13 protein-coding genes are annotated in these 13,878 nt (G+C 68.3%); 11 read left to right on the plus strand and 2 right to left on the minus strand.

Annotation, left to right across the window (positions count from 1 at the left end):
- Positions 1 to 226 precede the first annotated feature (226 nt).
- The 10 genes from BDI24065_RS02675 to BDI24065_RS02720 all read left to right on the plus strand — a co-directional run bounded on the left by BDI24065_RS02675 (position 227) and on the right by BDI24065_RS02720 (position 9,930).
- Entirely contained in the window at positions 227 to 2,293 is a 2,067-nt protein-coding gene (locus BDI24065_RS02675) for an FUSC family protein (RefSeq protein ID WP_175029899.1), read from the plus strand.
- A complete protein-coding gene (locus BDI24065_RS02680) occupies positions 2,290 to 2,514 on the plus strand; it encodes a DUF1656 domain-containing protein (RefSeq protein WP_175029900.1) in 225 nt (74 codons plus the stop codon). The genes BDI24065_RS02675 and BDI24065_RS02680 overlap by 4 nt, the downstream gene beginning before the upstream one ends.
- A gap of 2 nt (positions 2,515 to 2,516) precedes the next feature.
- The gene (locus tag BDI24065_RS02685; protein WP_175029901.1) at positions 2,517 to 3,416 is read left to right on the plus strand and encodes an efflux RND transporter periplasmic adaptor subunit; all 900 of its coding nucleotides are present in this window, start codon (positions 2,517 to 2,519) and stop codon (positions 3,414 to 3,416) included.
- Positions 3,410 to 4,822: an efflux transporter outer membrane subunit gene (locus BDI24065_RS02690; RefSeq protein ID WP_175029902.1), complete on the plus strand. Its 1,413-nt coding sequence runs from the start codon at positions 3,410 to 3,412 to the stop codon at positions 4,820 to 4,822. The genes BDI24065_RS02685 and BDI24065_RS02690 overlap by 7 nt, the downstream gene beginning before the upstream one ends.
- A gap of 113 nt (positions 4,823 to 4,935) precedes the next feature.
- Complete coding sequence (cynR, locus tag BDI24065_RS02695; RefSeq protein ID WP_254609663.1) at positions 4,936 to 5,883, plus strand: transcriptional regulator CynR; 948 nt, start codon at positions 4,936 to 4,938, stop codon at positions 5,881 to 5,883.
- A 399-nt stretch (positions 5,884 to 6,282) separates the two neighbouring features.
- Entirely contained in the window at positions 6,283 to 6,582 is a 300-nt protein-coding gene (locus BDI24065_RS02700) for a hypothetical protein (protein WP_254609664.1), read from the plus strand.
- A gap of 79 nt (positions 6,583 to 6,661) precedes the next feature.
- Entirely contained in the window at positions 6,662 to 7,627 is a 966-nt protein-coding gene (locus BDI24065_RS02705) for a LysR family transcriptional regulator (RefSeq protein WP_254609665.1), read from the plus strand.
- A 155-nt stretch (positions 7,628 to 7,782) separates the two neighbouring features.
- Entirely contained in the window at positions 7,783 to 8,106 is a 324-nt protein-coding gene (locus tag BDI24065_RS02710; RefSeq protein ID WP_175029904.1) for a DUF4148 domain-containing protein, read from the plus strand.
- A 110-nt stretch (positions 8,107 to 8,216) separates the two neighbouring features.
- Positions 8,217 to 9,332, plus strand: a complete 1,116-nt coding sequence (locus BDI24065_RS02715; RefSeq protein WP_175029905.1) for a J domain-containing protein — start codon at positions 8,217 to 8,219, stop codon at positions 9,330 to 9,332.
- Positions 9,333 to 9,606: 274 nt separating this feature from the next.
- Entirely contained in the window at positions 9,607 to 9,930 is a 324-nt protein-coding gene (locus BDI24065_RS02720) for a DUF4148 domain-containing protein (protein ID WP_175029906.1), read from the plus strand.
- A gap of 101 nt (positions 9,931 to 10,031) precedes the next feature.
- On the opposite strand, the gene BDI24065_RS02725 is transcribed toward BDI24065_RS02720, so the two are convergent.
- Together BDI24065_RS02725 and plcR are read right to left on the minus strand one after the other, a co-directional pair.
- Positions 10,032 to 11,408 carry a pectin acetylesterase-family hydrolase gene (locus BDI24065_RS02725; RefSeq protein ID WP_175029907.1) on the minus strand — a complete coding sequence of 459 codons (1,377 nt, stop codon included), beginning with the start codon at positions 11,406 to 11,408 and terminating at the stop codon, positions 10,032 to 10,034.
- Between the two features lie 66 nt (positions 11,409 to 11,474).
- Positions 11,475 to 12,188 (minus strand): phospholipase C accessory protein PlcR, encoded by a 714-nt coding sequence (gene plcR, locus BDI24065_RS02730; RefSeq protein WP_175029908.1) that lies wholly within the window; start codon positions 12,186 to 12,188, stop codon positions 11,475 to 11,477.
- A gap of 430 nt (positions 12,189 to 12,618) precedes the next feature.
- Here plcR and BDI24065_RS02735 point away from each other — a divergent pair, with 430 nt between their 5' ends.
- Positions 12,619 to 13,845: an amino acid deaminase/aldolase gene (locus BDI24065_RS02735; protein ID WP_175029909.1), complete on the plus strand. Its 1,227-nt coding sequence runs from the start codon at positions 12,619 to 12,621 to the stop codon at positions 13,843 to 13,845.
- Positions 13,846 to 13,878: the final 33 nt, after the last annotated feature.

A 13,878-nucleotide genomic window follows, 5' to 3' on the forward strand; every position in this document is an offset into this window, starting at 1 on the left:
GTGTGGCCATGTGCTTGAATAAAAAGGAAAAGGCGCGCACTCGTGCTTGACATGCCTGCCACCACACCCCGTTTCGCGTGGAGATCCTGTTCCATGCAACCCGCCTCCCTCCCGCGCGGCACACGCCGCACAACGGCACTGCACGACATGACGTGCGGCGCACCGCGTCCCGCGCCCTAGCGCAATCGCCGCAACCCCTTCGTCAGTCTCGCCAAAGGAACCCGACGTGTCGCAAGCCACTGTCGCGCCGCTTCGGCCGCGCGACCCATTCTCCATCGATCCGAGAAAGCTCCTGTTCTCGATCAGCACGTTTATCGCGGCCGCACTCGTGCTGCTGATCTCGTTCACGGTCAGCTTCCCGCGCCCGTGGTGGGCGCTGCTGACCGTCTATGTGACCGCGCAGCCGATGGCCGGCGCGTTCCGCCCGAAGACGATCTACCGGCTCGCGGGCATCGCCGCGGGTGCGGTGGTGACGGTCGCGGTCGCACCCAATCTGCAGAACTCGCCGGTGCTGCTGGTGCTGTGCCTCGCGCTGTGGATCGGCTTCTGCATCTATCTCGCGGTGCTCGACCGCACGCCGCGCGCGTTCCTGTTCCAGATGGCCGCGTTCAGCTCGGCCGTGATCTGCTTCCCGTATCTCGACGATCCGACCAACATCTTCATCACCGCGGTGTCGCGTGTCGAGGAAATGACGGTGGCGATCCTGTGCGTGACGATCACGCACATGCTGCTGAAGCCCGCGAACAGCCGGCCGGTCATCCACGAACGTGCGCTGTCGTTTCTCGGCGATGCGTGCCGCTGGACAGCCGAAGCGTTCGGCACGCATCACACGCGGCTCGAGCACGAGCATCGCCGCAAGCTCGCGGCCGACGTCACCGAACTCGGGATGATCGCGACGACGCTGCCGTTCGACCAGCGCTTCGCGCTCGCCACGCGCGATACGGTCACAGCCTTGCAGCATCGCCTCGCGGCGTTGCTGTCGATCGCGTCGGCCGCCGCGAACCGGCTCGACCAGTTGCGTTCGCTGAACGCGGTCGATGCGCACACCACCGCGCTGGTCGATGCGGTGATCGACGACCTGCATGCGTCGCAGGAAGTGGGAGACGCGCTCGACGTCGGCCTCGCCGCGCGTTGCCGGGCGCTGGCCGCCGAGCGCCTGGCCGATCCGGCCTGGACGTCGCTGCTCGCCGCCAACCTGTTCGACCGCACCGCCGAATTCATCGACACGCTGCACGCGGCCCGCGGGCTCGTGCGTACCTTCGCGGAAAGCGATGCCGAGCTCGAACGCCACCTGCCGCTCGCCGACGGCACGCGCCGCTTCAAGCTCGCGCGCGATCACGTGCTCGCGCTGCTCGCGGGTGCCGCCACGACCACCGCGATCATCCTCTACTGCGCGGTGTGGATCCTGCTCGCCTGGCCAAACGGCTCGGCGACCGCCGCGTTCGCCGCGCTCGTCACCTGCTCGTTCGCCGCACAGGACGATCCCGCGCCGGTGATCGGCCGCTACCTCGTCTCGACGCTCGTCACCTTTCCGCTCGCCGCGCTGTACCTGTTCGTGATCCTGCCGCGTGTCGACGGCGCCGGGATGCTGATCCTGACGCTGGCACCGGCCTTGATCTGGATGGGCTACATCCAGGCCGATCCGGCGCGCACCGCGCGCGCCCTCCCGATGCTTTCCTGTTTCATCGTCGCCATGGGCTTTCTCGATCGCTTCCAGGCCGATTTCGCGCTGTTCCTCAATACGGGGCTCGCGCAGGTCGGCGGCATCGTCACGACGCTCGTCGTGACCAAACTGTTCCGCTCGGCCAGCACGCGCTGGACCGCCTACCGGATCGTGCGCCGGAACTGGGCCGATCTCGCGCAGATGGCCGACCCGCACCGGCCGCTCGACGCGCCGGCCTGGACCGCGCGCGCGGTCGACCGGCTCGGCCAGGTCGCCGCGCGCATGGCATTCGCGAATCCGGGCGATGCGCTGCATGCGGTCGACGGGTTGAGCGACCTGCGGATCGGCCGCAACATCATCCAGGTGCGTGAAGGACTCGACCGGAGCGATGCGCAGACGCGTGTCGCGATCGAGGCCGCGCTCGAAGCCGTGTCGGCGCTCTATCGCGCCCGCGCCGATGCACACCATCCGGTTCCCGCCACCGCCGCGCTGATGCGCACGCTGAACCGCGCGATCGGCGCAGCCGCGCGCAATACGACCGGCCGCGACGACGCCACGCTGCTCGCGCTCGTCGGCATGCGCTGCAACCTGTTCCCGCATGTGCAACTCGTCGAAGGGGCGGCGCGATGATCGAAGAGATCCACATTTTCGGCATCTACCTGCCTTCCGCGCTGGCGTGGGCCGTCGTCGCGCTGCTCGTCACGTTCCTGTTGCGCGGCGTGCTGCATCGCCTGCCGCTACGCGTGCTGCTCTGGCAACCGGCGCTGCTCGAACTGGCCGCCTTCTTCGTGCTCTGGTGGGGCATCGCCCGCCTCGCCGACGCGTATTTCCCGTATCGCCTCCTTTCCTGACCATGAAGCGAATCATTCCCCTGCTACGCACCGTGCTGACGGTCGCGATCCTCCTCGGCATCCTCGGCGCGATCTACGGGCTGTGGGTCCGCTACCAGATCGAACCGCTCACGCGCGACGGCAAGGTGCGCTCGGACGTGGTGCCGATCGCCCCGGACGTCAGCGGGCTCGTCACCGACGTGCGCGTCCACGACAACCAGACGGTGACGAAGGGCCAGGTTCTGCTCGTGATCGACCCGTCGCGCTACCGGATCGCACTCGAACAGGCCGACGCGAACGTCGCGAGCGAACAGGCCGAGCTCGACGAAGCGATTCGCGAGGACCGCCGCAATCGCGCGATGCCGGACGTGGTCGCCGAAGAGTCGACCCAGCAGGGCACGACACGCGTCGAGAAGCTGCGCGCCGCGCTCGCGCAGGCCCGCTCCGCCCGCAACCTCGCCGCGCTGAACCTCGACCGCACGCTCGTCCGCGCGCCGATCGACGGCACGGTGACCAACGTCGGGCTGCTGCCCGGCGCGTACCTGAACGCAGGCAAGGGCGCGATGGCGCTGGTGAACGACGCGTCGCTGCGCGTCGAAGGCTACTTCGAGGAAACCAAGCTGCCGGCGATTCATGTCGGCGATCCGGCCAGCATCTACCTGATGGGCGTCGCGAGCGAGATCCGCGGCCACGTGCAGAGCATCGCCGGCGGCGTCGAGGACCGCGAGCGAGCGGGCGGCGACGCCCAGCTCGCGAACGTGAACCCGGCGTTTACGTGGGTGCGGCTCGCGCAGCGCATCCCGGTGCGGATCGCGATCGATTCGGTGCCGCCGGGCGTGCGGCTCGTGCCGGGGCAAACCGCATCGGTCGAGATTCATGCGCGCGCCGGCGACGTGACGGTGCACCGGAGCCTGCCATGGTAAGCCTGCGTACGACCGCCATCGCGGCGCTGTGCATCGTGCTCGCCGCGTGCGCGGAGGTCGGCCCCGACTATCGCGTTCCGTCGAACGCACTCGTCAACGCACCGGCCGCCAACCATGCGTTCGTTGCAGGAGCACCGGTCGCGTCGAACGATCCGCTGCCCGACCGCTGGTGGCGCCTCTACAACGACCCGGCGCTCGACGGCCTGGTCGAACGGGCGCTGGCGAGCAACGTCGACCTGCGCGCCGCGCAGGCGAACCTCGAACGCAGCAATGCGCTGCTCGCGGCGACGCGCACGGCGCGCGAGCCGAGCGTCGGCATCGATGCGTCAACCAACTACACGCAGCAATCGGCGGCGGCGGTCCTGTCGCATGTCGAGCCGCCGCGGCACGAGATCTACAACATCGGATTCGAGATGAGCTACGACCTCGACCTGTTCGGCGGGATCCGGCGCGGGATCGAAGCGGCGTCCGCCGACAACGAGGCCGTCGCTGCTGCACGCGATCTCGTGCGCGTGAACGTCGGTGCGGAAGTCACGCGCGCGTATTCGGACCTGTGCAACGCCGGCAACCAGATCGACACGTTGCAGCGCTCGATCGACGTCCAGCAGCGCCGCCTCGCCCTCACCCGCCAGCTGATCTCGAACGGGCGTGCGCCGACCTTCGAGCAGCAGCGCGACCAGGGGGGCATCGAGAACAGCCGCGCGCAGCTCGCGCCGCTGCGGGCACGCCGACTGAATGCGGCGTTCCGTCTCGCGACGCTCACCGGCCAGCCGCCGGAAAACTACGATCGCGCGCTGCTGTCGTGCAACAAGCCGCTCGAACTGTCGAAGCCGATTCCGTCCGGCGACGGGCGCGCGTTGCTGCAGCGCCGGCCCGACGTGCGCGCGGCCGAGCGCCGGCTCGCCGCATCGACCGCGCGCATCGGCGTCGAAACGGCCGCGCTGTATCCGGACATCCGGCTCGGCGCGAGCATCGGTTCGACCGGCGGCGCCGCCGCGTTCTTCACGCCGCTGACGAACCGCTTCGCGGTCGGCCCGATGGTCACGTGGAATCTCCATCGCAGCACGATCCGCGACCGCATCGCCGCCGCGCAGGCCGACAGCCGCGCGAGCCTCGCACACTTCGACGCGACCGTACTCACCGCGCTGCGCGAAACCGAGACGTCGCTCGACACCTACGCGGGTGCGCTCGACCGGCTGCAGCGCCTCGAGGCGTCGCGCGACGCGGCACGCGACGTGATGGCGCGCACCGAGGAACTGCGGCGCGGCGGGCGGATCGGCGGACTCGCGGCGCTCGACGCCGAGCGCACGTGGCTCGCGGCCGAAACGGCCGTTGCGGCGGCCTCGCAGGAAGTGAACAACGACCAGATCGCCACGTTCCTCGCACTCGGAGGCGGCTGGCAATGACGAACCACGAGAGCGTCGCCGAATCCCCGGCGCCATCCCGATCCGCAGCCCGCCTTCCGGCGCATAATGGCGGGATGCCGGACCCATGCGCCCCGCGACCCATTCCGCGAAAAATGAAGTTCACCCAACGCAGCCCGCTGCTCCGCAACATCAGCTACCTGCTCGCAATCGATGAGCACCGCAATTTCACGCGCGCGGCGGAAGCGCTCAGCGTGTCGCAATCGGCGTTGTCGCAGAAAGTGCGCCAGCTTGAAGACGAGCTCGGCGCGCAACTGTTCGACCGCAGCGGACGCATGGTCCAGCTCACCGATTTCGGCAGCGTCTACCTCGAATACGTGCGCCGCGCGCACAACGACCTGCTCACTGCGCAACGCGCGCTGCACGACGTGCACGACCTGTCGCGGGGCACGCTGCGGATCGCCTTCACGCCGACCTTCACCGAGTATCTCGTCGCGCCCGTCATCGAGCAGTTCCACGAGCGTCATCCGGGCATCGTGATCGAGATGACCGAGATGTCGCTCGATGCGGTGGAAGCCGCGCTCGGCGACGACCAGGTCGACCTCGCGTTCGGGTTCGTCGATGTGCGCAACGACGAAATCGAGGCCGAAGCGCTGTTTCCCGAGCGCCTGATGCTCGTGGTCGGCCGCTCGCATCCGCTGACCGCCCAGCGCGAGCCCGTCACGCCCGTGCAGCTCGCCGACACGCCGCTCGCGCTGCTGACAACGAGCTTCGTGTCGCGCTTCTATATCGACAGCTATTTCCAGACGTACGACATGCAACCCGATGTCGCGTTGCAGGCGAATTCGATCAGCGCGGTACTGAAGATCGTGAGCCGCGGCAAGATCGCGACGATCCTGCCCGGCACCATCGAGTTCGAGCATCGCGACTTGCAGTACGTGCCGCTCGATCCGCCCTTCCCGGTGCGGACCGTCGCGCTGCTGCGCCGCAAGGGCGCCTATCGCACTGTCGCGTCCACCGCCTTCACCGGGCTGGTTCGCGAGATGCTCGAGCACGGCAGCCTGGCATCGCTGCGCACGCTGACGACGCTCGACCAGGCCTGACCTTGCGGGGTGCGTCGTCGGCCTGACGACGCACCGGCATACTCCCCGCACCCGCACCCCGCACCGTCGCCCGCATGACGCGCGCGCCGTCCGTTCGCCGCGCGCCGATCGTCGTTCATTTTGATTCGCAATCCATAGTGAATGGATTCCGATCCGGACGAGCCATCGCTTTGCCTTATCGACAGGATCGGAAATTCGCCTTGGACGCGATCAGGGTTTTCCTTCATTCTTTCTCTATCGATTCCAGGTGAATCGGTCGCGCCGAATCCCGGCGTCGAGTCCCCGGCGCTCATGTCGCAAGCACCTTCCGCATGACGCCGGCCAGACTCGACGGAAGGTTCGACACACTCCGGCATACCAGGTCGATCCGGAAGCATCTATTTATTATCGGAATCCTAAATGTCAAAATCCATCTTGCCCCGTCTCGCCCTTGCATTGATCGTTTTCTCCGGCGCAGCCGCCAGTGCCTGCGCGCAGCAGCAACCGGCTCCGCCGGCGGTTCCCCAGGCATCGCAACCCGCCGCCGGGTCTTACACCGCGCAGCTCGCCGCACGCTCGAGCGACGACAAGGGCACGCATGCCGCCGCCGCGACCCGGGCCGTCGTACCGCTACGCGTTGCACCGGCAAGCCATCCGGCCGCGCCGGATGCCGACTGCGTCGGCCCGGTGAGCTTCTGCAACGTCTACTTCGGCAGCTGACCCCGCGGCGTCATCCGGCCCGCTGCGGAAGCGCCCGGCAGGCCACGCCCCTCCCTTCAACGCCTCCCCGGAAACCGACGTGAATCATCTGTTCAGTGCGATGCGGGTCTTTCTCAAGGTTGCAGACACGCACCATTTCTCTCATGCGGCCAACCAACTGAACCTTTCGCCGTCGCTGGTGACGCGCTATGTCGGCGATCTCGAATCGCACCTCGGCGTCAAGCTGCTGCAACGCTCGACCCGCAAGACGGTGCTCACCGAGATCGGGGTCCGCTACGCGGAAGGGTGCCGCGCGCTGCTGACGGGTCTCGCCGAAATCGAATCGCGCGCCACGCAGGAATCGAGCCGGATCGCCGGCGACCTGAACGTCGTCGTGCTGCACAGCGTGATGTCGCCGGAACTCGCCGGCCTGTTCGCCGACTATCAGGCGCGCCATCCTGACGTGTCGCTGCACATCACGCTGACCGAATCGGAAGTCGACCTGCTCGGCGGCGGATTCGACGTCGGCATCGTCGCCGACACGATGATCACGTCGGTGTCCGTCGTATCGCGCACGCTTGTCCATGCATCGCTCGTCGCCGTCGCGTCGCCGGCCTATCTGCTGAACGCGGCAACGCCGCGCCGGCCGGTCGACCTGGCCGCGCACCGGATCGTCGGCCTGGCGGCCAGTGCGCGCGCCTACCGGTGGGCCGGCCCGAACGGCACGATCGACGCGATCGCACTCGACGCGCCGATCACGGTGAACAGCGCACTGATGCAACGCCAGCTTGCGCTGGCCGGCAGCGGTATCGCGCTGCTGCCCGAGTACGTGGTCGCGAACGATCTGCGCATCGGCACGCTGACCCGCGTGGTGGACGACTACCGGATCGTGAACGACAGCGTCACGGTGTCGCTCGTGTATCCGGGCCGCGAATTCCTGCCCGGCAAGGTCCGCGCGTTCGTCGATCTGGCGACCGCGCGCTTCAGGCTGCCGTCGCTCGCCGTACCGCGGTCGTCCGCTGCCGTCCATGCCGGCGCGGCGATCGCTGCGATCGCCGATGCCTGATCGCATCGATGCGCGCGTCGCTCACCGTCGCTCATTCCGAAACACCGCTCGCCGGGAATCGCCGTGTATCCGGCGGTTCCGGGCTCCTGAACCTGCCCCATCGGTCCGGCCCGACACCGTCGCGCCGAACCGCAATGAAACCCTCTGAGGAAATCATGAAATCCATCATCGTCACCCTCGCCACCGTCGCCGCTACCGCCACCGTTCTCCTCGCCGCACCGTCCGCGTCGTACGCGCAGTCGTCGCAGTCGACGCTCACGCGTGCGCAGGTGCGCCAGGAGCTGCTCGACCTCGAATCGGTCGGCTACGACCCGTCCGCCGGCGACGGCGGCAACTATCCGGACGACATCGTCGCCGCGCAGGAACGCCTGGCCGCGAAGCGCGTCGCCGAACGCAAGCGCACCGAAGCGGCCTACGGGTCGAGTGGCGCGCCGGGCACGTATTCGGGCGCACCGGCGGTGGCAGCGGTGAAGCGCTAGCGTGCGGCCGGTCGCTGCGGGGGCAGCATGCCCGTCCGGGCTGCCCCGCGGCACATCCGGCTAAAATACCGGCCTGCTGCGCGTCCTGCCGCGGCCGGAGGACATCAATCATGACCGCACGTCGCGGAACAGCGGTCGCCATCGCGCCCGGCCACGAGACAGCCAGCCTGTCGAAAGCCCAGAAAGCGTTCAATGCGCTCGTCCAGCAGATCGAGAAGCGGCGCGAGCGGCTCGGCGCGTGGGAAGCCGCGATGCCGGTCTTCCAGAAGAAATTCGTCGACGAGCTGTTGCCGCTCGAACAGACGTCGACCGCACTGCGGATCCGGTTGCTCAATCAGCTCGACGACGCGTACCTGCAAAAAGGCTTGAGCAAGGCCGAGCAGCACACCCTCTCCGGGATGATCGCCAACATGGCGCGCGACCTGCTCGACTTCAGCGACGATGCGCAGTTGAAGGCCATCCACGACCGGCACAGCGCCGCCGATCACGGCAGCAACGCAGCGGACGAGCCGGAACCGAAGGCGGAACCGGAATCGACGCCCGGCGTGGCCGCGGAAGACGATCTCGACGCGCTGTCGCCCGAAGAACTCATGGCGCGCATGCAGGCCGAACTGGACGAGCAGTTCGAGCGGGACATGGCCGAGCACGCGGCCCGCGAGGCACAGCGCGCCAAGCGCAAGAAAGCGCCCCGGCAATCGGCCGCGCTGGCGAAGCGCGAAGCCGAGCAGGCCGAAGCGAGCCGCTCGATCCGCGAGGTCTATCGCAAGCTGGCGAGCGCGCTGCACCCCGATCGCGAAACCGATCCCCGGGAACAGGAACGCAAGACCGTGCTGATGCAGCGGGTCAACCACGCTTATGCGAACGGCAAGCTCCTGCAACTGCTGGAGCTGCAACTGGAGATCGAGCAGATCGACCGGCACGCGATCAACGGCCTCGGCGAAGATCGGCTCGCGCGCTACAACGGCATTCTGGAAGATCAGCTTCGCGAGCTGGATCAGGAGATCCAGGACGTCGAGACCGGTTTCCGGCGGACTTACGGGATTGCGTCGTCGGTCAAGGTCGCGCCCGATACCGTCATGCGCATGCTCACGCGCGACATCGCGGGTACGCAGCGCAGCATCCACGATCTGAACCTGACGCTGCGCGAGTTCGACGATCCGGCGAACGTCAAGGAATGGCTGAAGGACATGAAGCGCCAACGGGCATTCCCGCGTTTCGACGACTAGCGTGGTCGGGCGGGCCTGCGCCTGCCCGCCGAGCATCGCGTGCGTAGCCGGTCCGATGGAACCGCTGCGCGCCCCTCATCGATCGGCGGTCCGCGCGACCAACACAAGTCAAAACCGGCCCCCCCGGCGCCGCACGTCACCCACTCTCACGGATTCAGGAACACAGCTGGCCAGGAATCGGCATTTATCCGGCTGGTCCGGGTTCCTAAACTTGTCTCGTCGGTTCAGCCAGCCGCAATCGCGCCGAACCGCAACGAAACCGTCTGAGGAAACCGTGAAATCCATCATCGTCACCATCGCCACCGTCGCCGCTACCGCCACCGCTCTCCTCGCCGCACCGACCGCGTCGTACGCGCAGTCGTCGCACTCGACGCTCACGCGTGCGCAGGTTCGCCAGGAATTGCTCGACCTCGAATCGGTCGGCTATGAGCCGATCGCCGGCGACGGCGACAACTATCCGGACGACATCGTCGCCGCGCAGGAACGCCTGGCTGCCAAGCGGCTCGCCGAGCGCAAGAGCGCCGAAGCGGCCTACGGGTCGAACGGTGCGCCGGGCACGGATTCGGGTGCGCCGGCGGTGGCGGTGGTGAAGCCCTGACGCCGTAACGCACGGCCCCGCATCGACGCAGGCGGGCGGCCACGACACCCGGCCGCCGCACTGCGCCGCGGTCGCCCGCTCGGGCGAACCGCTGCTTCGGTTCAGGCCCGATGCCCCGAGATCGGCCCCGCCTCACCGGTCAGGTTGAACACGCTGTCGATCCACGCCAGAAACGTCGAGAACGTGAAATCCGACCACTGCTGCGTGCGGAATGCCTTCATCACCGGCGTATCGGCCGGGTCCTGCTGGTTCAGCAGGTTGTCGACGAAGGTGCCGATATCCGCGTCGATGCCGTTCTCGTGGATCCCCGACCCGGTAAAGCTGACCGCCGTCACCTGGTGGTTGTCGATGAAATCGTTGCGCGCCCACGGCATGAAGTAGCCGAAGTTCGGCAGCGGGTTCAGCGTCTGCTTCAGCCCGTCCAGCTCCTGGTCGAACATCGCGAGCGACAGCGAGTCCTTCGTCGCGTCGTCGGGCGCCGCGATCACGGCCGGCACGAACGCGCGATAGTGATACGCGGCGATGATCTTGTCGCGCTGGTAGCTCGAGAAGCCGAAGCGGTCGTGCGGATACGTCGCCGACAGCGCCGCGTACGCGCTCCCCATGTTGCCCGGATCGAAATGGCTGGTCAGCCGGCTGTTCACGGTGATCATCCCGTCGGGGCCCGTCATCCCCCACTCGGTGCGCACGCGGTCGTACAGCCCGACCGACGGATGCGCGGCCGCGTCCGCATCGAACGGCGTGTTGAACACGGTGCCGGCGTCGTCGAGCAGCGAACTATGCGCCTGCGGCTGCAGCGTGTTGCGCAGCGTCGCGTAGTTCGCGAGCGTGCCGTAGCCGCCCGCGCTCATCCCGTACACGAGCAGCCGGTTCGGCTTGCCGAAGCCGTGCGACGTCAGCCACTGCGCGACGGCCTGGATGTTCTTCAGCCCGCTGTAGTGCTGCAGCCGCCAGTCGCCCGTCGGCGACGTGTAGTTGCGCACCGCACTGCCCATGTGGATATCTCCGGTGCAGTAGGGCACGAAAACCTGTGTCCACTGCTGCGTCTCGACCTTCGGTTCGCCGACGAGCATGTGCGCGAGATCCATCCGCGTGAGCAACGGCGACAGGAACGACGACAACAGCGCCTCGTTCGCCGTGCCGTTCATGTAGTTGTGCGGGATGCCGTCCGGGTTGAAGCCGCCGAGGCCGGCCTCGGCGCCGGTCGACGTCTGCGTGCAGGTGCCGTAGTCCCAGCACGCGCCGCCCGGCTCCATCATGTACAGCAGGTTGTCCGACTGCGCGCGATTGATGTAGAAGCGCATCGGCGTGCCGTTGCCGCACGACGCACCGGTGCTCTCGGGCAACGTCACTTCGTACCACGAATAATAAGGAATCGACGGATCCGGCATCGTCGTATCGGCGGCGTGACCGTTCAGTGCCGCGCAACCGAGCAGTGCGGCAACGGCCGCGCGCAGCAGGCTTCGTGCTGTGGACATCTCCCCTCCTTGTCGATGGACATGACGCGGCCGCCGGGTTCCGTCCCGGCGTCGCGGATTCGGCGCTCAGTGCACGCCGGACGGTGACGCGCCGTCGAACAGCTGGACGCGCAGCGCCTGCAGGCGTTGCGCGATGACGGCTTGTTGCTGGTCGGGATCGGGAATGCTCGCCTGCACCTGCCTGACGACGTCGCGGCTCTGCTGTTCGTACGACAGATAGCGCGGGTCCTGCGCCGGCGACGGGCCGACCGTCTGCTGCGAATAGGTGTCCCATTGCGCGCGCATCGACCGGATCGCCGCGCTGCGTGTCGCGGGGTCGGCTTCGGTATCGGTCAGCAGCGCCGCGCTGAGCGCTTCGGCCTGTACGGGCACGATCTCGTTGCGCGCGACATGGTCGGGCAGTTCGTCGAGAATCCGCTGCGCGAGCGCGGTGCGCTCGGCTTGCGGCATGCCGTTGCGACGCTCCCCATACGCGGCAACCTCGTCGCGAAAGCGTGCGAACGCGACGATGCGTTTCACTTCGGCATCCGCGTCGGGGCGCCCCGCGAGGCTGCGGCGCAGCGCGTCGACGTCGAGCCGCCGCTCCTCCGGGCCGGGTGTCGCGGCACCGGTGCCGAACGTATCGGCCGCGCCTGGCTGCGTGCTCGCCATCGTGGTCGTTGTGCCGGACGCCGCCGCTTGCGCCGGTGTCGCCGCTTCATATCGCCAGATTGCAACGACGGTTACGCCGATCGCCGCGATCGCGCCCGTGCGCCGCCAGCGTGCCCTGTTCTTCTTCATGTCGCCTCCTCGTCACGTCATGCCGTTCTTCGCCGGTGCATCCGCGAGTAGGTTCTAGGTCGAATCCGGCAGGCAGTCAAAAGCGGCACTAGAACGCAGGCACTAAACCTGCTGGCGGCGGCCACGTCCGGCAAAACGTTTGAAACGCATTTCGCGATTGCCTGGGCAAGCACGCCCTGTCGCGCGCCACGCCCGTGCGGCGGCGGTTCGGGCCGGTGCGTGCCGTGTGCGCGGCGACACCAAGCAAGCAGCGATCCAGCCGCGCGGCGCACGACGATCACGCATCGGCGTGGCCGATACGGATGGCCGGATCAGACCCGTCGAACGACCCGCTGAGCGCTTGGTCGGTATTTTGGTCAGCCCTATGCTGGTTTCCGACACGCGCCGAACGGTCGGCGCGACGCACACCCCACCCAGCCGAGCCCGTTCCATGAGCCGTGCAGACCTTCCGCATCGCGCACCCGCCGCCGTCCACGACTATCCGGCCTATCGCGACGCGCTCGCCGGCCGCCGGCTGCCCGCCGCCTTCGTCGATCTCGACTGCCTCGACGCGAACCTCGCCGACCTGAAGCGCCGCGCACGCGGCTTGCCGATCCGGCTCGCGACGAAGTCGGTACGCTCGCGCGACCTGATCGGCGCGGTGCTCGCCGCCGGCCCGTTCATGCAGGGGCTGCTGTGCTATTCGGCCGCGGAAGCCGCGTGGCTCGCGGACGACGGGTTCGACGACATCGTCGTCGCCTATCCGACCGTGGAACCCGACGACCTGCGCGCGGTGGCCGCGCAGCTCAGGCGCGGCCGCTCGATCACGCTGATGGTCGACGCCATCGCGCAAGTCGACGCGATCGACCGCGTCGCACACGATGAACGCGTGACGATCCCGCTCGCGATCGATCTCGACATGTCGTCCGCGTATCCGGGCCTGTACTTCGGCATGTACCGCTCGCCGGTGCGCGACGCGGCCGGCGCACTCGCGCTCGCGAGCCGCATCGGCGAGCGGCGGCACGTGCGGCTCGACGGGTTGATGGGCTACGAAGGACAGATCGCCGGCGTGGCCGACACCGAACCGGGCAACGGCGCACGCAACGCACTGGTGCGCCACCTGAAGCGCCGCTCGGCGCGCGAGATCAATGCGCGCCGCCAGGCGGCCGTGCAGGCACTCGCGGCAGCCGGCCACACGCTGCGCTTCGTGAACGGCGGCGGCACCGGCAGTATCGAGAGCACGCTCGGCGACGCGTCGGTCACCGAGCTTGCAGCCGGCTCCGGCCTCTACGCGCCGGCGCTGTTCGATCACTACGCGGCGTTTCATGCGCAGCCGGCCGCCGGCTTCGCGCTGCCGGTCGTGCGGATTCCGCAGCCGGGCATCGTGACCTGCTCGGGCGGCGGCTATATCGCGTCGGGCCCGGCCGGCAAGAGCCGCCTGCCGCGGCCGTGGCTGCCGGCCGGCTGCACGCTGATCGACAACGAAGGCGCGGGCGAGGTGCAGACGCCCGTGCGCGTGCCGCGCGGCGTCGCGCCGGCGATCGGTGACCCGATCCTGTTCCGCCACGCGAAGGCCGGCGAACTGTGCGAACGCTTCAACACGCTGCTGCTGATCCGCGGCGGCCGCGTGGTCGGCGAGGCGCCCACCTATCGCGGCGAAGGCAAGAGCTTTTTCTAGCGGGCCGCACGGCCCGCGGTTCGAACCGGTCAA

It is taken from the genome of Burkholderia lata (assembly GCF_902499025.1).
In the GTDB taxonomy this organism is placed as follows: Bacteria; Pseudomonadota; Gammaproteobacteria; order Burkholderiales; family Burkholderiaceae; genus Burkholderia; species Burkholderia lata_C.